20 protein-coding genes and 2 other annotated features are annotated in these 19,854 nt (G+C 35.2%); of the genes, 6 read left to right on the plus strand and 14 right to left on the minus strand.

What is annotated here, in order from left to right; genetic code table 11:
* Positions 1-3: 3 nt before the first annotated feature.
* From FD688_RS03050 to FD688_RS03115, 14 genes are all read right to left on the minus strand, one after another.
* Entirely contained in the window at positions 4-867 is an 864-nt protein-coding gene (locus FD688_RS03050; RefSeq protein WP_138741742.1) for an amino acid ABC transporter substrate-binding protein, read from the minus strand.
* Between the two features lie 3 nt (positions 868-870).
* On the minus strand, positions 871-1,509 hold the full coding sequence (locus FD688_RS03055; protein WP_138741743.1) for an amino acid ABC transporter ATP-binding protein: 639 nt from the start codon (positions 1,507-1,509) through the stop codon (positions 871-873).
* An 11-nt stretch (positions 1,510-1,520) separates the two neighbouring features.
* Positions 1,521-2,159 carry an amino acid ABC transporter permease gene (locus FD688_RS03060; RefSeq protein ID WP_138741744.1) on the minus strand — a complete coding sequence of 213 codons (639 nt, stop codon included), beginning with the start codon at positions 2,157-2,159 and terminating at the stop codon, positions 1,521-1,523.
* Positions 2,160-2,204: 45 nt separating this feature from the next.
* Positions 2,205-2,429: a binding site (T-box leader), on the minus strand.
* 46 nt (positions 2,430-2,475) lie between these two features.
* On the minus strand, positions 2,476-3,279 hold the full coding sequence (gene minD / locus FD688_RS03065; RefSeq protein WP_034534331.1) for a septum site-determining protein MinD: 804 nt from the start codon (positions 3,277-3,279) through the stop codon (positions 2,476-2,478).
* On the minus strand, positions 3,279-3,950 hold the full coding sequence (locus FD688_RS03070; protein ID WP_138741745.1) for a septum site-determining protein MinC: 672 nt from the start codon (positions 3,948-3,950) through the stop codon (positions 3,279-3,281). Before FD688_RS03070 ends, minD begins: the two co-directional genes overlap by 1 nt.
* Before the next feature lie 33 nt (positions 3,951-3,983).
* Positions 3,984-4,502 carry a rod shape-determining protein MreD gene (gene mreD / locus FD688_RS03075; protein ID WP_138741746.1) on the minus strand — a complete coding sequence of 173 codons (519 nt, stop codon included), beginning with the start codon at positions 4,500-4,502 and terminating at the stop codon, positions 3,984-3,986.
* 11 nt (positions 4,503-4,513) lie between these two features.
* Entirely contained in the window at positions 4,514-5,365 is an 852-nt protein-coding gene (gene mreC / locus FD688_RS03080; RefSeq protein ID WP_138741747.1) for a rod shape-determining protein MreC, read from the minus strand.
* Positions 5,366-5,422: 57 nt separating this feature from the next.
* Positions 5,423-6,427: a rod shape-determining protein gene (locus FD688_RS03085; protein ID WP_034532118.1), complete on the minus strand. Its 1,005-nt coding sequence runs from the start codon at positions 6,425-6,427 to the stop codon at positions 5,423-5,425.
* Positions 6,428-6,593: 166 nt separating this feature from the next.
* Positions 6,594-7,913 carry a bifunctional folylpolyglutamate synthase/dihydrofolate synthase gene (locus tag FD688_RS03090; protein WP_225426091.1) on the minus strand — a complete coding sequence of 440 codons (1,320 nt, stop codon included), beginning with the start codon at positions 7,911-7,913 and terminating at the stop codon, positions 6,594-6,596.
* Between the two features lie 51 nt (positions 7,914-7,964).
* A complete protein-coding gene (locus FD688_RS03095) occupies positions 7,965-10,625 on the minus strand; it encodes a valine--tRNA ligase (RefSeq protein ID WP_138741749.1) in 2,661 nt (886 codons plus the stop codon).
* A gap of 37 nt (positions 10,626-10,662) precedes the next feature.
* Positions 10,663-10,877 (minus strand) — a binding site (T-box leader).
* A gap of 45 nt (positions 10,878-10,922) precedes the next feature.
* Positions 10,923-11,420: a peroxiredoxin gene (locus tag FD688_RS03100; RefSeq protein ID WP_138741750.1), complete on the minus strand. Its 498-nt coding sequence runs from the start codon at positions 11,418-11,420 to the stop codon at positions 10,923-10,925.
* Between the two features lie 113 nt (positions 11,421-11,533).
* Positions 11,534-12,751, minus strand: a complete 1,218-nt coding sequence (thiI, locus tag FD688_RS03105; RefSeq protein WP_138741751.1) for a tRNA uracil 4-sulfurtransferase ThiI — start codon at positions 12,749-12,751, stop codon at positions 11,534-11,536.
* Between the two features lie 15 nt (positions 12,752-12,766).
* Positions 12,767-13,915 (minus strand): cysteine desulfurase family protein, encoded by a 1,149-nt coding sequence (locus tag FD688_RS03110; RefSeq protein ID WP_138741752.1) that lies wholly within the window; start codon positions 13,913-13,915, stop codon positions 12,767-12,769.
* 104 nt (positions 13,916-14,019) lie between these two features.
* Positions 14,020-15,729, minus strand: a complete 1,710-nt coding sequence (locus tag FD688_RS03115) for a septation ring formation regulator EzrA (RefSeq protein ID WP_138741753.1) — start codon at positions 15,727-15,729, stop codon at positions 14,020-14,022.
* A gap of 168 nt (positions 15,730-15,897) precedes the next feature.
* On the opposite strand from FD688_RS03115, the gene FD688_RS03120 reads away from it, so the two are divergent.
* The 6 genes from FD688_RS03120 to FD688_RS03145 all read left to right on the plus strand — a co-directional run bounded on the left by FD688_RS03120 (position 15,898) and on the right by FD688_RS03145 (position 19,831).
* Entirely contained in the window at positions 15,898-16,362 is a 465-nt protein-coding gene (locus FD688_RS03120; RefSeq protein WP_138741754.1) for a GAF domain-containing protein, read from the plus strand.
* A gap of 197 nt (positions 16,363-16,559) precedes the next feature.
* Entirely contained in the window at positions 16,560-17,168 is a 609-nt protein-coding gene (rpsD, locus tag FD688_RS03125) for a 30S ribosomal protein S4 (protein ID WP_034532104.1), read from the plus strand.
* 119 nt (positions 17,169-17,287) lie between these two features.
* Positions 17,288-17,767 carry a YueI family protein gene (locus FD688_RS03130; protein ID WP_138741755.1) on the plus strand — a complete coding sequence of 160 codons (480 nt, stop codon included), beginning with the start codon at positions 17,288-17,290 and terminating at the stop codon, positions 17,765-17,767.
* Between the two features lie 34 nt (positions 17,768-17,801).
* Positions 17,802-19,055 (plus strand): replication-associated recombination protein A, encoded by a 1,254-nt coding sequence (locus FD688_RS03135; RefSeq protein ID WP_138741790.1) that lies wholly within the window; start codon positions 17,802-17,804, stop codon positions 19,053-19,055.
* A 9-nt stretch (positions 19,056-19,064) separates the two neighbouring features.
* The gene (locus FD688_RS03140) at positions 19,065-19,349 is read left to right on the plus strand and encodes a hypothetical protein (RefSeq protein ID WP_138741756.1); all 285 of its coding nucleotides are present in this window, start codon (positions 19,065-19,067) and stop codon (positions 19,347-19,349) included.
* Positions 19,350-19,369: 20 nt separating this feature from the next.
* Positions 19,370-19,831: a universal stress protein gene (locus FD688_RS03145; RefSeq protein WP_138741757.1), complete on the plus strand. Its 462-nt coding sequence runs from the start codon at positions 19,370-19,372 to the stop codon at positions 19,829-19,831.
* Positions 19,832-19,854: the final 23 nt, after the last annotated feature.

Raw genomic sequence — 19,854 nt, forward strand, 5'->3', positions numbered from 1 at the left:
TTCCTATTTCATATTATCTTTTAATTTCATTAATGGTGTGTTGTAGTTCTTACCAAACCACTTTTCACAAATCTTCTTTAGTTCACCATTCTTTGCCAACTTTTTAAATGCAGCATTAATCTTAGCTTGCATTGTCTTATCACCTTTTCGAATACCTACACCAAATTGCTCTTGCGGAAATTTACTTGTAATCACTTTGTATAAATTAGGATTAGGTTGGTGTGCAATGTAGTAGTTTGCATATGTGCTATCGATTAACAATCCACTAATTCTACCATGATTCAAGTCAATAAATGCATTAGTAAATGAATTATATAAAATTGGGGACTGATTTTTAATATATTGTTTTAATAATTTTGGTTGGTCATTAATGTCATTTAGACCAGATGAACCACTTTGAGCACCTAAATACTTGCCCTTCATATCACTAAATTTATTAATATGAGACGATTTCAAAGTAACTAATTCTTGATCATTTGACAAGTATGGATTACTAAAGTTAACAACAGCTTGACGTTCAGGGGTAACTGAGAAACCATTCCAAATTAAATCAATGGTGGTGTTTCTTAATTCAGTTACATTCATTGACCAATCAATTGGTTGAAATACTGGCTTAATACCGTATTGTTTAAACACAGCATTGGCTAAATCAACATCAAAACCCGTAATTTTGCCACTCTTGTTTTCAAACCCCATCGGAACGAAGGTTACATCCAGACCAATGGTAACTTGTTTGTTCTTCTTAATTCGACTCCATGTATCTTGATGATCTGCTTTTTGTGTAACGGATTCACAACCAGATAACATGATAACGGCAATCAAACAAGCACTGATGAGTCCAACCATTTTTAAAATTTTGGTCTTCATAAACTAACCCTCCTCTTTAAAAGGTTTAACTTCCTTTACTTTGTCAGCAACTTGGTTCGCAAATGCGATATCGTGAGTAACCACAAGCTGTGTAATATTTTGTTTCTTTAAATCTAAAATAATCTTTCCAACCTCTTCACTAAGCTTAGGATCTAAAGCAGATGTTGGTTCATCGTAGCAAATAATCTTGGGGTGCATCGCAAGAGTTCTAACAATTGCAACACGTTGTTTTTGTCCACCAGATAATTGGTATGGATAAAGTGATTCTTTACCTGTTAAATCTAGTTTATCGATTAGTTCTTGTGCTTCTTTTAATGCTTCTTCTTTTGACTTCTTTAAAACTAATTGTGGTGCCAAAATGATATTTTCAATTACCGTCAAGTTTGGAAATAAACCAAAGTCTTGGAATACTACACCGATAACTGATTTTGAATCATCAGTTGGATCAATTTCTTCACCATCCAAGAAAAACTTTCCTGAGTCAACTTTCTCCAAACCAGTTATACATCTTAGTAGTGTTGTCTTACCAGCACCTGAAGGACCAACAATACTTAAAATTTCGTTATCATCAACATCCAGATTCATGTCCTTAATGATGGTTTTACCTTGAAAACTTTTATTTAAATTTTTTACTTGAAACATGTTAATCCCCCCTATCTCCAGTAATCAAATCGTTGCTCGATTTTTCTTAATACAAGTGTTAATACTGCTGTTAGCACCAAGTAGAATACAGCAACTAAAATTAATGGAACTAATGTAACATCACGTGCTGTTGCGATATTTCCTGCTTGTAATAAGTCGCCAATACCAATAACGTAAACTAATGATGAATCCTTAACTAGGTTAATTACTTCATTTCCGATTGAAGGTAAAACAATTTTGAAAACTTGTGGTATAACGATTTTACGAAGAGTTTGCCAGCGAGTTAAACGTAGCATTTTAGCACTTTCAAATTGGTTCTTTGGGATGGATTGAAAACCACCTCTAAAGATTTCGGCGAAGTAAGCTGCATAGTTTAAAACAAATGCAATGACAGCTGCTTCGAATCTAGGGAACACAATTCCGATAATTGGTAAACCATAAAAGACAAAAATTAATTGTAATAATAACGGTGTTCCACGCATAATCCATACATAAAATTCAAAGATTACTTTGATAATATTTTTTCCGGTTAACGCTAATGAAACTAAGATTCCTAATGGGATTGATAAAACGATTGTTAATGCGAAAATCTCTAATGTGGTTACTACCCCAGAAAATAGTGAAGGCAATATTTGTAAAATATATTGCATTAATTATTCCTCCTTTGATAAAAAAACGTCCTCTTAGCAAAGTGCTAAAAGGACGTTGAAAACGTGGTGCCACCTAATTTCCTATTCTGCTCGCGCAAAATAGCTCAGTGAGTCAATTGACTCGCAGATAACGGCTGCACCGGTTTATTCCTAATTACGTTCAGAATAACAACTCACAGATGTGAACATCTGCTGTAATTACCTAGCTTTCACCGATTACTAGGATCTCTGTGAATTACATACAAATGTATTTCTGTTCAAAGTCTTTAATAATTAATAAAATAACTTAATTTCAATCTTAAGTCAATAACAAAGTTTAGTTACGTTTAAATAAATGCTTAAACTTATCCCATGCACTTTCTTTTTTAACATCAATCTTCATTAATGGAACTGTTTCACCTTCAAGTCTTCTGGCTACATTTCTGTAACCTTGAGCTGTTGGGTTATCAGGGTTCATAACAATTGATTCCCCATTATTTGAAGTACTAATAACCTTGTCATCATCTAAAATGATACCTAATAGATCAATGCCTAAATGGGTAGTGATTTCATCAACATCCATATAGTTATCATCTTGCATCAATGATTTTCTGATACGATTAATGATTAATTTTGGTGTTTCTTGAAGTGGATGCTGTTCTAATAAACCAATTACTCGGTCGGCATCACGTACGGCCGAAATTTCTGGAGTAGTAACAACAATTGCACCATCAGCACCAGAAACAGCGTTAATGAATCCTTGTTCGATTCCGGCCGGACAATCAATAAAGACATAGTCAAAATCTGGTTTTAATTCATCAACAATACTCTTTACTTGTTCTTCGTTTAGAGCGGTCTTATCAGTATTTTGGGCTGCAGGTAATAGATATAATAAGTCATCAAAACGCTTATCTTTCACCATTGCTTGAACTAGTTTTACTCTACCAGTTGCAACATCTACGATATCGTACATAACGCGATTATCTAGACCCATAACAACATCTAGGTTTCTTAGACCAATATCTAAATCAATCAAACAAACTCTTTTTCCCATCATTGCTAACGCAATTCCAATATTAGCACTTGAAGTTGTCTTTCCAACTCCACCTTTACCTGATGTAATTACAATGGCTTTTCCCATTATTCAATACCTCCAATTCGATTAAAGAACTTTGGATTAATCTCTTTTAGATTCTTTATTTTACCATAACTTAGCACGTGTAGGTCGTTCACATATACTACTGTTTTTTCAGAATCCTCTATTGGACGATCTGCTACAATATCGTATTGTTCTCCTACACGAACCTGTTGTGCTGTGCATAAATTACCGATAATTAACTTACTTTCATCATCGGGAAATCCTGCTTGAACAATTCCTTCGATAACTCCCATATTAAACACATTACCAGTGGAAATTAACTTTCCACCTTCATGAATTTTACCAAAGAATAAAACGTCACCATCAACGTTTACTTCTTGACCATTTCTAATCACTCTGCTCATCACTTCAACATTGTTTTGTGCCATGATTTTAGCAGATTCTTCCTTGGTAATAACATTGGATAAAAAGTTATCAATAACTAGATTTTCGTAGTCATTAACTAAATTAATGATATCATTTTTATCTTCTTCTGACATCAATCTGTTACCCATTTGAACGTTCAAATGTAATTGATCTTTGCCTTTTTCACTTTCTTTGCCAAGTCCTTCTAATAGTTGCTTCAAGTCAACTAGAATTTCTCTCACACTAGCAGATTCTTTTAGAATTAACTCATATCCGTCTTTAGTTCCTTTAAGTACTACAGATTGCATTTATAGATACTCCCTCTTATCTCTTTTATTACTCTACTCAATTCGATCAAATAATACCCCGATTGGCACGTACAAAATTAAGAATAACACTGAGTTAAATAATACAGTGGGAATCACTGCATGAATTAAAAAGTACCCAGCTGCCATGTTAGTAGCATTCATTAAACGATTTAATCCATAAGCCAAAACATTAATTAGTGCAATATTAAACGCAAATGAAAACAATCCTGTCAAAACGTTCATCGGTAAGAATCGATATAGCTTTCTTCCAATAATAATTGCGATTGGAAAGATAATTACGTATACACCTAATATCCCAGTGTAGAACAAATCAAACAACAATCCAGCAATGGCTGCCCATATTTCAATGTGTTCGTTCGTTCGATTAATGAAGTACATACCAAAAAATAGCCATGCAAATGTAATGCTTGGGACTAATATATATTTTCCATATAGAAGGTGACTAAAAATTAACGAAATTGATCCATCCAAGAACAAAGATATGAACAAGCCAATTATGAAAACATATCTAATTGGTTGACGTTCTCTCATCCTAATCACCCCTATGATGTTTTATCTACAACTGTAACAACTTCAAGATCATTCATGTTTGCTGGAGTTTGAATGTACAACTTAGTAGCAGTCCCATAATCATCAGTTGTTACCTTTGCAACTTTACCTACGTAAATGCCCTTTGGTGTAATCCCACCAAGACCATTTGTAGATACTTTATCATTTACCTTAATTTTAACTTTGGTATTTAAATGACCAACAATTAATTGACCTGTCTTTCTATCATAACCGTTGATAATTCCGTTAACCGTTTCACCTTTTGAATTAGTAGCTTCAACCGGAAACTTGTTGTCAGAATCAACAGTATTAGAAACTAATTCTACTTTACTATTACTGTTATTAACTTCAATAACACGGCCAATTAATCCTTTAGCACCAAGAACAGACATGTTCTTTTTAACCCCAGCAGATGAACCTTTGTTGATAACAAATTGGTCATTCCATGCTGATGGTGTTCTAACTAAAGCTTCAGCAACAATTGGATTATAATCAGCTAAACCACTTTTAATTTTAAGTTCACGTTTTAGTTGATCATTTTCATTTTGAATAGCTTGGTCTCTAACCTTAGTTGATGTAATTGTTTCTACTTGTGCTTTTAACTTTTGATTTTCTTTGTATGTGTTAATTAAATTATTTACAGTTTCACCGGCATGTCTAACTGAATTTGCTGGAACAGCAACAGTCCAACTAGCAATTCCAACCACATCATTTCCAAATCGTTGGATAAACGGTGGCATTGATTTGTTATTTCTGGTTGAAACAGAAACGGAAATAAAACCTAAACAAATAATAAAAATCAAAATGGCAGTTAACCACTTTCGATTGGAGAAAAACTTACGCATTTTTCAATCCTCCGAACTAGTAAATAAGCGGGAAGATAACCTCCCCGCTTATTTAATCTATTTTCTCTTCATAATATCAATGCTCTTTAATGATTCACCAGTTCCGATTGCAACACAATCTAGCGGGTTCTTAGCGATTGAAACTGGAACCTTAGTAGCTTCTGAAATAACTTGTGGTAAGTTCTTCAATAAAGCACCACCACCAGTTAAGACAATACCATGATCGATAACATCGGCAGAGATTTCTGGAGATGTTTCTTCAAGGGTTTCCTTAACAGTTCCAATGATTTCTTGAATTGGTTCTGAAATAGCGTTTGCTACATCTTCAGCAGTAATTTCCACACTCTTTGGTAAACCAGTTAGTAGGTATCTACCACGAATAGTAACGTTTTCGATATCTTTAGCACCTTCGATTGAAGCTGAACCGATATCCCATTTTAGCTTTTCAGCAGTTCTTTCACCGATTAATAAGTTGTACTTCTTTCTGATGTATGCGGCAATTGCGTCGTTTAAACGGTCACCAGCAACACGAAGTGATCTACTTGATACGATACCACCCAATGAGATAGTGGCAACATCTGTAGTACCACCACCAATATCAACAACCATGCTACCAGTTGGGTCCATAATAGGTAGACCAGCACCAATGGCAGCTGCAAAAGGTTCTTCAATTACGTAAGCATCCTTTGCACCAGCAACACGAGTTGCATCAATTACGGCTCTCTTTTCAACAGCAGTAATACCACTTGGTACACAGACCATAACGTAAGGCTTACCTGAAGCATGACCTACAGTCTTGTTAATGTAGTATTTTAGCATTGTAACAGTAGTTTCGTAGTCAGCAATTACCCCATCTTTCATAGGTCTAATTGCAGAAATACTAGCAGGAGTACGACCAATCATATCTCTTGCTTCTTGTCCAACTGCAACGATTTCTCCAGTTTTTGTATTCTTAGCAACAACTGAAGGTTCTCTTAACACAATTTCTTTACCATCAACGTAAACAATTGTGTTGGCAGTTCCTAAATCAATTCCAATATTTTTAGTTCCAAATCCAAACACAGTTTTTCATCCCTTCATAATTACATTTGGCTGGCTATTTTTAATTTCACCTTTTATTGCATACTTTCACAGTATACCATAGTTATTTTTTAATTTTTAATAACACTCTCTAGTGTATACGATTTTGCAACATTTATCATTAAAGAATTTAAAATTTAACAATTTTTTATTCTAATTTGAATAATTTACGCACATCTGAGATGAAATATAGTGATCCTGTGATTAAAATCATGTCGTCTTCAGACATTTCAGCTGCAGTTTGTGCAATTGCTTGTTTCCAATTATCAATAACAGACACTGGATTTTTAGACCGGATTTGACCATTTATCTCGTCTACATCCACACTTTGTCTAGAACCATAAGCTTCAAACTTAGTTAATACTAAGTGAGCATTCTTAATACTACCTAAAACATTTAACATATCCATGTAATTTTTATCGGCTAAAATTCCGATAATGATGTAAATTTCATTTGAAGCAAAGTCTTTAGTTAATAACTTTTTCATTTCGTTAACAGCATCAATATTGTGAGCACCGTCTAAGACAACAAGAGGTTGATCATTCACTCTTTCAAAACGACCTGGCCACGTTGTGTTAGCAATTCCCTTAATAATTGATGAATTATTAACAATTTCATTTTTTTCTCGTTGATGTAAAACATATGTTTTAATTGCACATGCTGCATTATGTGGTTGATAAAAGCCTAATAAACTGGTCTTAATGTTTCGAACCAGGTTATCATCATCTTCATAATCAAATGATTGTTGCCAATTATTATTCATAACTGGTTTAGAAGTATTGAATTGACTTTCATAAGCATATAATGGTGAGTCAATCTCAGAAGCCTTATCTTTGAATACTTTCATCGCATCACTATCGACCTTACCAATTACCACCGGACGCTTGGGTTTAATAATTCCTGCTTTTTGACTAGCAATCTTTGGAATCGTATCCCCTAATAACTTCATGTGATCCATCCCAATTGTTGTAATCACAGAGACTATTGGTTCAAACACATTTGTTGAATCCAAAATACCACCGATTCCAACTTCAACAATGACAATATCAACTGGATGATTAGCAAAATATAAAAACATCATAGCAGTGATAATTTCAAATTCCGTTGGGCCACCACCAGGTATCGTTTTATCCATTTCTTCAGCAATTGGTTTAATCTTTTCAACTAGTTCGACCAAATCATCGTCTGAAATGGGTTTGCCATCCACACTAATTCGTTCGTTAAACTTAATCAAAAATGGTGATGTGAATGTTCCAACAGTTTTATGGTCTTCCTGGAAAATATTCCTAAGGTAGGCAACAGTAGAACCCTTTCCATTTGTTCCAGCAATATGAATAGCATTAATAGTATTTTGTGGGTTGCCTAGACGTTTTAAAAGATCTTTAATGATATCTAAACTCGGATGCTTTTTAAACTTATACCTACCATGGATAAAGCTAAGTGCTGTTTGATAATCCATCTTTGTCATCCCTTCAAAAAAAGCCGGGCCAATATCGCCCGACTTTTTAATTAATCTAAACTACTTTTGACTCTTAATTTCTTCTAGTCGTTGCTTTGCAGCATCTAACTTAGATTGGTTATCAGCTTGCTTTTCCTTTTCAGCGTTAACAACTTGTTCTGGAGCGTTATCAACAAACTTCTTGTTAGCAAGTTTCTTTTCGGCACGTTGTACCTCAAATGTGTAATTTTCAATTTCCTTTTCGATTCTAGAAATTTCTTCATCTAAATCAACTAGTTCTGCTAAAGGAATGCTAATTTCAGCGTCAGTCATGATACCTGTCATAGCTAACTTAGGAGCTACAACATCTGAACCAATTGATAATTCCTTTGGATGACAGAAACGATCGATGTAATGCTTGTTTTCTTCGAAAATGTTCTTTAAGTCGTCATTGTCTGTTTTAACCAATAGGTCAATTGATGATGACATTGGAGCATTAGCTTGTGATCTGATATTTCTAACTACCTTAATCAATTCAATTAACGCTGCCATATCTTTTTCTGCCTTATCATCATCAAATTCATCATGGTTAACTGGGTATGGTGCAACTACAATTGATTCACCTTCATGAGGCATTGTTAACCAAATCTTTTCAGTAACAAATGGCATCATTGGGTGCATTAGTTTCAAAATCTTGTCTAATGTGTAAGCAAGGATATTTCTAGTGTTTTCCTTAGCCTTTGCATCGTCACCAGTTAGAGTTTCTTTACTCATTTCGATGTACCAGTCACAGAAGTCATTCCAAATAAAATCGTATAAAGCACGTCCAGCCTCACCGAAGTTGTACTTTTCAAATTGATCAGTAACTTGATTTACAACGCTGTTTAGCTTACTTAGAATCCATTTGTCAGCTAAGTTCCATTCTGAAGAACCAGGTAATTCTGGTTTTTCCATATCACCTAGGTTCATGATTACGTAACGACTAGCGTTCCATAACTTGTTAATGAAGTTCCAAGCAGCTTCAATCTTTTCATAACTGAAACGAACGTCTTGTCCAGCTGTATTACCAGTAGCTAGGAACCAACGCAATGCATCAACCCCGTACTTATCGATAACATCCATTGGATCAATACCATTACCAAGTGATTTACTCATCTTACGGCCTTGCGAATCACGCATTAAACCGTGAAGTAAAACATCCTTAAATGGACGACGGTTGGTAAATGTTAAACTTTGGAAAATCATTCTTGATACCCAGAAGAAGATGATATCGTAACCAGTAACTAAAGTATTAGTTGGGAAGTAACGTTTGAAATCTTCTGAGTTTTCATCAGGCCAACCTAGAGTAGAGAATGGCCATAATGCTGATGAGAACCAAGTATCTAGAACGTCTGGATCTTGTTCCCAGTTTTCAGCATCCTTAGGAGCTTCCATTCCAACGTACATTTCGCCTGTTTGCTTGTTGTACCATGCTGGAATTCTGTGACCCCACCATAGTTGTCTTGAAATAACCCAGTCATGAATGTTATCCATCCATTGAGTGAATGTGTTTTCAAAACGTTCTGGAACGAAGTTAACCTTATCATCAGTTGATTGATTCTTAACTGCGCGGTCAGCTAGTGGTTGCATCTTAACGAACCATTGAGTTGAAAGTCTTGATTCAACTTGAACACCGGTTCTTTCTGAGTGACCAACTGAGTGAACAATTGGGTCAATCTTTAGCATGTAACCTTGGTCTTCTAGGTCAGAAACCATTGCTTTTCTAGCATCAAAACGGTCCATACCGACATACTTGCCGGCATTTTCGTTCATAGTTGCGTCACCATTCATAGTGTTAATACGTTTTAAGTCATGTCTGTTACCAACCTTGAAGTCATTAGGGTCATGGGCTGGTGTAATCTTAACCATACCAGTACCGAATTCAGGGTCTACATATTGGTCAGCAATGATTGGAATTTCTCTTTGTACTAGAGGAACCATAATCTTCTTACCAACAATATCTTTGTATCTTTCATCACTTGGGTTAACAGCTACGGCAACATCCCCAAACATAGTTTCAGGACGTGTAGTGGCAATTTCAATGTAGTCTTTACCATCAAAAGTAGTGCCATCTACAAATGGGTACTTAACATGGTAGAAAGCACCTTTATCATCTTTATGAATAACTTCGATATCTGACAAAGCAGTTTGTGCTTGCGGATCCCAGTTAATAATGTATTCACCACGGTAAATTAAACCTTGGTTGTATAAATCAACGAAGACCTTACGAACAGCTTCTGATAAACCATCATCTAAAGTAAAACGTTCACGAGAATAATCAAGTGAAAGTCCCATCTTAGCCCATTGTTTCTTGATAGTTGCAGCGTATTCATCTTTCCATTCCCAAACTTTGTCGACAAATTTTTCACGACCTAAATCGTAACGAGAAACTCCTTGGTCTCTTAATTTTGCTTCAACCTTAGCCTGAGTAGCGATACCAGCATGATCCATACCAGGAACCCATAGTGTATCGTATCCTAGCATTCTTTTTTGTCTGATTAACATGTCTTGTAAGGTTGTATCCCATGCATGTCCTAGGTGAAGCTTACCAGTAACATTTGGTGGTGGTAAAACGATTGAGTAAGGTTTTGCCTTTTTGTCACCACTTGGTTTGAAAACGTCTTGTTCTAACCATTTTTCATAACGACCAGATTCAACGGCGTCATGATCATACTTAGTAGACATTTCAGTTTCTTTTGCCATAGTCCATCCCTCCAGTAAATAAAAAGAGCACTCCATCCAATAGGACGAAGTGCTCGCGGTACCACCTAATTTAAAGTATCAAAAAATACTTTCTCTTAATCCAATTAACGATGGCCCGTTCATATCTAAATTATCAATATCAATATGAATGCTCACAAGCTACCTTCATTTTAATAACGGAAAGATGTCTCACCTAATCATCTTTTCTCTGACACTCGTCATCAAAATTACTCTCTTGATCTCCGCATTTGTAATCTATATTGATTATATTAGACAATTTTTGGAAAATCGTCAACTCTATTTATTTAATTTTTCAACAACTGCGAGAGCTTCTTTAAAATCTGGTTGTGAACCAATTTCTTCAACCACTTGACGGTAAACAATTTGACCATTGGCATCAATTGCAAAAACCATACGTGCTAATGCGTCAATTTCTTTTACGTAAGTACCTGATTGGTTACCAAAATCTGTATCTGCATCTGATAACAAGTGCATACTTTCAACACCTTTAGCAGCACACCAGTTACTTTGTTCTTCTACTGAATTCTTTGAAATAGTGTAAAATTCAACATTTTCGTACTTATCAGCGTTTCTGTTAAACTTCTTAGCTTCTAGACTACATACTCTTGAATTAACGTCTGGGACAGTTAAAATCAATGCTGGCTTTCCGATGAAATCTTTGTTTGTAAATTCATTGCTATTAGCATCTAACACTTTAAAGTCCGGTAGTGATTGTCCTTTGTCCATTGGTTCTTTAATTGTTTCAACTGGTTTATCTAAAAATTTTAATTGCATGTTATAAATCTCCTTAATTTGGTAGTTGCTAGTTATTTAAAATACAGCTTACACGATTAATTTGCAAGCAAAAAGAAAAGAGACCACCAAAAATGATGATCTCTTTTTAGAGATTATAGTAATTCAGCGAAAACATCTTCTTGAGCATTCAAGAATTCTTCCCCCGGCTTAATGTCGATAATCTTAACTTTATCTAATGAGCGTTGCATTAATCCTTCAACATCAATTAGCTTTTCGCAAGCTCTAGTCTTTTCTAGATCAGGCTTAGTTTTTGGTGCTGGAGGAGTAAAGACTGTACAACAGTCCTCAAATGGCATAATTGATAGGTCGTAAGTATCAATTTTTTCAGCAATCTTAATGATTTCAGTTTTGTCCATTGAAAGCAATGGTTTCAATACCGGAACAGTGGTTACGTCATTGATTGCCATCATACTTTCAAGAGTTTGTGATGCTACTTGACCCAGTGATTCTCCGGTAAAGACACCCTTACAATGTCTGTCTAACGTCAACTTAGCGGCTAATCTTAGCATCATACGACGTTGAATAGTCATTAAATATCCTTCAGGAACCTTTTCCTTAATTTCTTCTTGAATTTCGGTAAATGGAACTTGAATGAATTGGATGTTACCACCAAAACGAGTCAACTTAGCTGCTAATTCTTTTGCCTTAGCTAATGCTTGTTCACTTGTATATGGAGGACTGTAGAAGTGAACCATATCTAACTTCACTCCACGTTTCATTCCCATGTATGCCGCAACTGGTGAATCAATTCCACCAGAAAGCATCATAGTAGCACGACCACCAGTACCAACAGGTAATCCACCTGCTCCATCAATGGTTTCACTTGATAAGAATATTCCGTTCATACGAACTTCAACTCTTAACTTAATGTCAGGGTTTTTCATTTGAACCTTGATGCCATCAACATTGCTCAAGATATATCCACCTAGTGCATCGTTAATATCGTGAGTATCCATTGGAAAATGCTTATCTTGTCGACGAGTATCAATCTTAAAGGTCATCCCGTCTTTGAATTGGGCTTTTACCATTTCAACGGCGGTTTCTTTAACCTTATCAATATCCTTTTCAACCTTAATTGAAGGAGAAAAGTTTTCAATTCCAAAAACATCCTTTAAACGTTCGATAACTTTATCTGAGTCATCACCATTTAAAGTAACGTGTAAACGATCTCGTTTAGCACTTACTTTTAAGTTTTCGAAATCATGCAACACTCTGTCAACGTTCTTGCCTAGTTGCTTAATAAAGTCCTTACGGTTTTTACCCTTTGTGGATAATTCACCGTATCTGACCATTATTTCAGTATATTGCATTCACGGATTTCCTTTCTATGAGTTAATCTTTTTAAATCTTTCGTAAAGTTCATCAAAGACTTCATTAAAACGATTTGCTTCTTCCATTGTGTTATGTTCATCTAATGAAATACGCACAGCACTAGTTGCTTCATCTTCATCAACCTTCATAGCAGATAAAGTACCTGAGGCAACGTGACGCTTAGAAGAACATGCACTTGTAGTTGAAATAAAGATTCCATGACTTTCAAAAGCATGGACGATAGTTTCACCACGAACACCTAAAATTGCAAAACACAAGATATGTGGAGCAAAGTGTTCATTATCCTTTGAGAATATCTTTACTTTATCAAATTTAGAAATATGTCCTAAAATATTTTGCTTGATTTTGCGTTGTTTTGCAACCTTTTTATCTTCATCATCTAATAATAGACGTAAAGCACGTGCCATTGCAGTAATAGCAGGCAAGTTTTCTGTACTACTCCTCAAGTTACGTTCTTGCCCGCCACCTGTAATTAATGGGGCAATCTTCTTACCGCTTCGCTTGTACATAAAGCCAACACCTCTTGGTGCATGGAACTTATGGCCTGAGAAAGTTGCAAAATCAACACGATCATTAAAAATCAAGTCTTGAATGCCCTTACCAATTCCTTGAACTGAATCAATATGGTAACTGATGTTAGGATAGTCCTTTAAAAGTTCCCCGACTTCTTTAATTGGTTGAACTGCGCCGATTTCATTATTCACTGCCATGATAGAAACCAAGATGGTGCTTGGTTTGATAGCCTTTTTTAAATCATCGACAGAGATACGTCCCTCATCATTTACTGGTAAGTAAGTAACTTCAAAACCCAATTGTGTTAATTGTTCAACAGAGTTCTTTACAGCAGGATGTTCAACAGAGCTTACGATTATATGATTTCCATATGCACGTTTTTCAAAAGCCGTTCCCTTGATTGCCCAGTTGTCACCTTCTGTTCCACCACTGGTAAATAATATTTCACTTGGCAAAACACCTAGTAGTTTAGCAATTTGTGCTCTAGATTGTTCCAACAAATTGAATGATTGTTCACCAAATTGATGTAAACTAGATGGGTTTCCCCAAAATTCTTTGCTTACTTTATCGTAAGTTGCAACAACAGAATCGTCTGGTTTTGTTGTCGCACTATTGTCAAAGTATATCATTATTACCCTTCTTCATTTTTGGATTTGTCCGACTCAACTATATTTGCCATTATAACAGAAAAAAAGAAGTAACGTTTGAATGACATCAAAGTTACTTCTTTAATTTATTTGGTTGGTTGTTTTTCATTATAATATTCAGTTTCCATTTGCTTGTAAGCACCTGGATTAACCTTTTCGATTGCAGCAGCCATGGTAGCTAAACTTTTTTCGTATTGATAACGATTATCGAAGTAGTCCTTAGCTTGCGCACAAGCGACGTTTAAATCTTCGTTATTATTTTTATAACGGTTAGCAAATTGCATCAAACGTTCCGATAACATTGCACTATCAATAATGTTTTCTGTATCAGATAACAAGTGATCCATTGTGTCTGAAATGTTTGCCAATTTTTGGTTAATCTCATCCATACTAATCTTCACTTGGTTGATTGATGATGATAAATTTGAAACTTCGTTGTATACGTAATCATAACGTTCTAGGAAGTCTTCAGTCAAACCAGGAAGGTTTAAGTTATCAATTCTTCTTCTGATGTTTAATAGTTGTAAATCAAACTTTTGAAGACTATCTCTTGCAACTTTCTCTTCCTTGCTTAGTTCAGCAACAGAATCGTTAATATCTTTTTGTTGTTTTTCAATTGAGCTTAATTCCTGCTTAGCATCTTGTTGATGCTTTTGAACGACTGAATATACAGCATTGTTACCATTAATTGCATCATAATCATTATTATAGATTGTCTCAATCTTACTAATCTTATCTGCCAATTCAGCTGTATTTTCAATTTCATCGTGTTCTAGATTGTAATTCTTGCTCAAACCATTTAGTTCATCACTTAAAATTCTATTTTGATTCTTAGCATGGAAGATGAAATCATATACCAATCCGATGTTTTTCTTTACTTTACGCTTAGCAATAATTTCTTTTTCCATGATGGCATACATTGAATCAATTGTTTCTTCGATGTATGTGCATATCTTTTTAGTTTCAGGAATGTCTAGTTCAGCAAGTGACTTCAATCCTTCTTGACATGATTCCTTTAGAGTGTTGATAGTTTCGTCAATATTATCTTCGACAAAGTTGTAATCAGTTTGAATCATAGTACGATGACCACGTTCAATTTCATCCAATTGTCTTTGATATTCTTTTGATAATGAAACATATGTATCAGGAATAATCTTCATTAATTCATTTATTTCATTAATCAAGTTGTTAATCTTGCCAAGCAATTCTTCAGCTTTATTTTGATCCCCATTTTCAGTTTCGGCAACAAATTCTTCATAAACACCTTTTATAGAGCTCAATTTATCTTCGAGTTTGTCGCTACTTGGACCAAATGAATAGTTTTGTGATAGTAATTGTTGGTTAATTTCTCTAATAGTGTTATCAACATCTTCAACCGCCTTGCGGTGTATAGTATCAACTTCTCGCAGTTTACTTAAACCATCATGAATATCATTTAGTTTAACGTCAACAACTTCGATGGCCTCCCCTAGGTCACCAATAGTAGCACTGGCTGATAATAGTTTGTAGCTATTAAGGAAATCTTCTGCATCACTCATATCATATCTGATACTTGTTAAGTCTGAATTGGTAATTTTTTCATATTGTTCTTTATATTCATTAAATTTGTCGAAAGATTCACCATTTAATTTAATTTTACCAGTCGCTTCTAACTCGTCTCCGATCATTTCGTTCTTCAGATTAGCCTTTTGCTTTTCCAGACCGTCAAGTCGTTTAAATAGATTCTTTCGATAAAAGAATGTCGCTAACAGTAGTATTACAAGCACTACTATTATGAAAATAACCAAATCAATCATTTTGACATCTGTCCCCTTACAACTTTTTATTTTAATCTTATTTTTTTAGCATTAAACATTTGTATTTTTAATATTTTAATAATAAACTAATTAACTATATTCAATTATATCATACGAGATAATTATTAAAATACCTAATTATCAATATATACAAGGGAGTTTTCAATTATGAAAATCAATTCAATGCTAGCACAACAGTTAGACGCGCTGTTAACCGATGAACATAACAACGTTGCCAACATGGCAAATGCCTCTGCACTACTAATGCAAGAACTTCCAGATGTAAGTTGGACCGGTTTTTACACTTATGTGGACGATAAAAACGAATTAATTTTAGGCCCATTCCAAGGAAAAGTTGCTTGTGTCCACATTAAAAACGGTAGCGGTGTGTGTGGTACTGCATTTGATAAAAATGAAACTATCCGTGTAGAAAACGTAAATGATTTTCCAGGTCACATTGCCTGTGATTCAAACAGTAAATCAGAAATCGTTATTCCAATCGAAAAAGATGGAATCCGCTTTGGGGTATTGGATATTGACGCCCCAATATTCGATCGATTTTCAAAGGAAGATCAAGAAATGCTAGAAGAATTTGTGAAAGTATTTGAAAACCACATAACCATTGACAATTAGTGGTAATAATCATACAATAATTCTTGTGTAAAATAATGCAGCAGTACACGGTAAGCTCGTCAACATATTGATGCCTTAATGGTTCAATTAGTACCCTCACGGCTGCTGAGGTGAACATTGCAGAGCAATATGCACGAATACTAAGTGTACAGTGATTATTTTACTCCAAATAATAATTTTTATTGGAGGATATTTTTATGTCTAGATATACAGGTCCAAGTTGGAGAATTTCTCGTCGTCTTGGTATTTCACTTTCAGGTACTGGTAAAGAATTAGCTCGTCGCCCATACGCACCAGGTGACCACGGTCAAGGTCGTCGCGGTAAGCTATCAGAATACGGTACTCAATTGAAGGAAAAGCAAAAGCTACGTTTCATGTACGGTTTAACTGAACGTCAATTCTCAAAACTATTCGTTCGTGCGGGTAAGATTAGAGAAGGTCGTCACGGTGATAACTTCATGGTATTACTAGAACGTAGACTAGACAACGTTGTTTACCGTTTAGGTTTAGCAACTACTCGTCGTCAAGCTCGTCAATTAGTTAACCACGGTCACATCACTGTTGATGGCAAACGTGTTGACATTCCTTCATACGAAGTAAAGATTGGTCAAGTTATTTCAGTTCGTGAAAAATCAAAAGACCTACAAATCATCAAGGAAGCCGTTGAAGCTGTTGTTGGTCGTCCACAATACGTTTCATTCGATGCTGACAAACTAGAAGGTTCTCTAACTAGATTACCTCAACGTGACGAAATGAATGCTGATATTGATGCATCACTAATCGTTGAATACTACAACAAGCTATAATTTCTGGTTATACTTGTTGCTCCAAAAAAGCGCTTTGCATTTGCAAAACGCTTTTTTTCTACCCACTTTTAATTAATGATAAAATAGTAATAAGACATAAATGAAAAGGAGCAATTAATATGAGTGAAGATGATGTAAGTAGTCGTTTGGAACAATCATCCATGGGTGGAACTCCAAAAGTTAACCCCGATGAGCAACGTAGATATCTAGGAACTTTTAGAGAGCGTGTTTCTTTAGCAATCCAAATCAAGGATTTATCAAATCCAAACGCAGTAAATGCACTTCAAAAAGAATTTGATAATAATAACAACTACCAACTAATCATTAACGGTAACTTGGATCATGATGTGGTCTCCCCTTTTATCAGACTAGCATCACAAAATAACATTAAGTTTGTAATTAAAACGGACTCGTTCTACCGTACTGCACCCGATAACTACGGTGTAGTCTATGCTAACAGCCAATCAATTAACGTCAATCCCGTTGATTTCGAAGAAAAGTACAAGCAGCAAGATACTTCAAATGATTCATCAGAGGATTCTGGTGACAAACAAACCAACCAATCATTTTTTGGTAAATTAAAAAATATATTCAAATAAAGGTGATGATAAATTGCATCCATTAGCATACCGTATGCGTCCAAAGAAAATTCAAGACGTTGTCGGTCAACAAGACTTAGTCGGTCCGGGTAAAATCATCGATCGAATGGTAAAAGCAAAGATTTTATCATCAATGATTCTATATGGACCTCCTGGAACGGGTAAAACCAGTATTGCCAGTGCGATTGCTGGTTCAACTAAGTATGCATTTCGTCAACTAAATGCAGCAACAGATACAAAGAAAGACTTACAGATTGTCGCTGAAGAAGCAAAGATGTCTGGAACCGTTGTATTACTACTAGATGAAATTCATCGATTGGATAAAACTAAGCAGGACTTCCTGTTACCATTACTAGAAAGTGGAAATATTATCCTAATCGGTGCAACTACTGAAAACCCATATATTAATATCAATCCTGCCATTAGAAGCAGGACTCAAATTTTCGAGGTGCACCCTCTTAATGAGGATGATATTAAATCAGCTATAAAACGTGCGTTAACTGATAAAGACAATGGATTGGGAAATATGAACATCGATTTAGCTAAAAATGCATTACATTTCCTATCCACTAGCACCAACGGTGATTTAAGAAGTGCTTTAAATGCACTAGAACTGGCAGCTAAGTCCACTTCTGGCGATGAAGAAGGTATCATTCATATATCATTAAAAGATGTAGAATCATGTCTTCAAAGAAAAGCTTTAACACAAGATAAAAATGGTGATGCTCATTATGATGTTGTTTCAGCTTTTCAAAAATCAATTCGTGGATCGGATGTTAATGCTGCCCTCCATTATGCTGGTCGTTTAATCGAATCTGGTGACTTAAATTCCATTAGTCGTCGTTTAATGGTAATCGCATACGAAGATGTGGGACTAGCTAATCCAGCTGCTTGTGCTAGGACTGTTTCAGCCATTGAAGCCGCCAACAAAGTCGGTTTCCCTGAAGCAAGAATTCCGTTAGCCAACGCAATCATCGAATTATGCCTATCACCTAAATCAAACACAGCAATGCGTGCGATTGATGCGGCGATTGCGAAAATTAGAACTGGTAACTATGGTGACATTCCTGATCATCTAAAGGATAGTCACTACTCAGGTGCTAAAAAGTTAGGCCATGGTATTAATTACAAGTATGCTCATGATTATCCAAACGATTGGGTTAAACAACAATACTTACCTAACAAGATTAAAAATGATACTTACTATGAGCCCAAAACCAATGGTAAGATTGAAAGTACATTTAAACAGCAATACGAAAAATTACTTCACGCACAGCGTGATAAATAGGAGTCTACAATGTTAATTAGAATTCTAGTGTTATTAGCGACAATTGTGTTATTCACAATTGGTCGTTTCCTCTTAACCCATACTGATAAACCATTTATGATGCTACATCCTGAAAGTAATCAAGCACTTGGTAAACTCGTTAAATTCTTTGGAATTGTCTTTTGTGTTTTAGCAACATTTTCAGCAATCGCAATTTTTATTCCAAATATCTTTTTCGTTACAACCATTATGGTAATAAGTTGTATAATGTTATTGGTGATGGAGTTAATGTTACTTACATTCATTACCAAGTAAATAGTTTGAGGTGAAAGAATATGTTACAAGATTACAGTCAAATTATGATTCCAATCGATGGTTCAAAGAACTCAAAGTTAGCATTCAATAAGTCAATCGAAGTTGCCAAACACAATAATGCTGACTTACACATCGTGCACGTAATCGATACGCGATCATTCACTAACCTAGCTAATTTCGACTCATCAATGTTAGATGACGTTACTAGCCGTGTTAAAGATTCACTAGAAAAATACTTAAAGAAGGCTCAAGATGCTGGAATTAAGAATGTTGATTATACAATTGAATACGGTGCCCCTAAATCAATTATCTCAAGAGATTTAGTTGATCGTTTCGACACTGATTTAATCATTATCGGTGCCAACGGACAAAGTGCTGCTGAGCGTTTATTAATTGGTTCAGTTGCTTCATACGTAACTCGTGTAGCAGAATGTGATGTTTTAATCGTAAAATCAGACTTAAACAATAAAGTAGAAAAATAATAAAAAGACCTGGGTGTTATTCC

This window comes from Apilactobacillus kunkeei (genome assembly GCF_005930975.1).
In the GTDB taxonomy this organism is placed as follows: domain Bacteria; phylum Bacillota; class Bacilli; order Lactobacillales; family Lactobacillaceae; genus Apilactobacillus; species Apilactobacillus kunkeei_E.

Coding starts and splice junctions, on each gene's coding strand:
- FD688_RS03095 (WP_138741749.1), bottom strand. CDS start 10,625: ATGGCAAAAGAAACTGAAATGTCTACTAAGTATGATCATGACGCCGTT.
- FD688_RS03090 (WP_225426091.1), bottom strand. CDS start 7,913: ATGACAAAGATGGATTATCAAACAGCACTTAGCTTTATCCATGGTAGG.
- FD688_RS03060 (WP_138741744.1), bottom strand. CDS start 2,159: ATGCAATATATTTTACAAATATTGCCTTCACTATTTTCTGGGGTAGTA.
- FD688_RS03140 (WP_138741756.1), top strand. CDS start 19,065: ATGTTAATTAGAATTCTAGTGTTATTAGCGACAATTGTGTTATTCACA.
- minD (WP_034534331.1), bottom strand. CDS start 3,279: ATGGGAAAAGCCATTGTAATTACATCAGGTAAAGGTGGAGTTGGAAAG.
- mreD (WP_138741746.1), bottom strand. CDS start 4,502: ATGAGAGAACGTCAACCAATTAGATATGTTTTCATAATTGGCTTGTTC.
- FD688_RS03110 (WP_138741752.1), bottom strand. CDS start 13,915: ATGATATACTTTGACAATAGTGCGACAACAAAACCAGACGATTCTGTT.
- thiI (WP_138741751.1), bottom strand. CDS start 12,751: ATGCAATATACTGAAATAATGGTCAGATACGGTGAATTATCCACAAAG.
- rpsD (WP_034532104.1), top strand. CDS start 16,560: ATGTCTAGATATACAGGTCCAAGTTGGAGAATTTCTCGTCGTCTTGGT.
- FD688_RS03070 (WP_138741745.1), bottom strand. CDS start 3,950: ATGCAATCTGTAGTACTTAAAGGAACTAAAGACGGATATGAGTTAATT.
- FD688_RS03120 (WP_138741754.1), top strand. CDS start 15,898: ATGAAAATCAATTCAATGCTAGCACAACAGTTAGACGCGCTGTTAACC.
- FD688_RS03115 (WP_138741753.1), bottom strand. CDS start 15,729: ATGATTGATTTGGTTATTTTCATAATAGTAGTGCTTGTAATACTACTG.
- FD688_RS03130 (WP_138741755.1), top strand. CDS start 17,288: ATGAGTGAAGATGATGTAAGTAGTCGTTTGGAACAATCATCCATGGGT.
- FD688_RS03135 (WP_138741790.1), top strand. CDS start 17,802: ATGCGTCCAAAGAAAATTCAAGACGTTGTCGGTCAACAAGACTTAGTC.
- mreC (WP_138741747.1), bottom strand. CDS start 5,365: ATGCGTAAGTTTTTCTCCAATCGAAAGTGGTTAACTGCCATTTTGATT.
- FD688_RS03055 (WP_138741743.1), bottom strand. CDS start 1,509: ATGTTTCAAGTAAAAAATTTAAATAAAAGTTTTCAAGGTAAAACCATC.
- FD688_RS03050 (WP_138741742.1), bottom strand. CDS start 867: ATGAAGACCAAAATTTTAAAAATGGTTGGACTCATCAGTGCTTGTTTG.
- FD688_RS03100 (WP_138741750.1), bottom strand. CDS start 11,420: ATGCAATTAAAATTTTTAGATAAACCAGTTGAAACAATTAAAGAACCA.
- FD688_RS03145 (WP_138741757.1), top strand. CDS start 19,370: ATGTTACAAGATTACAGTCAAATTATGATTCCAATCGATGGTTCAAAG.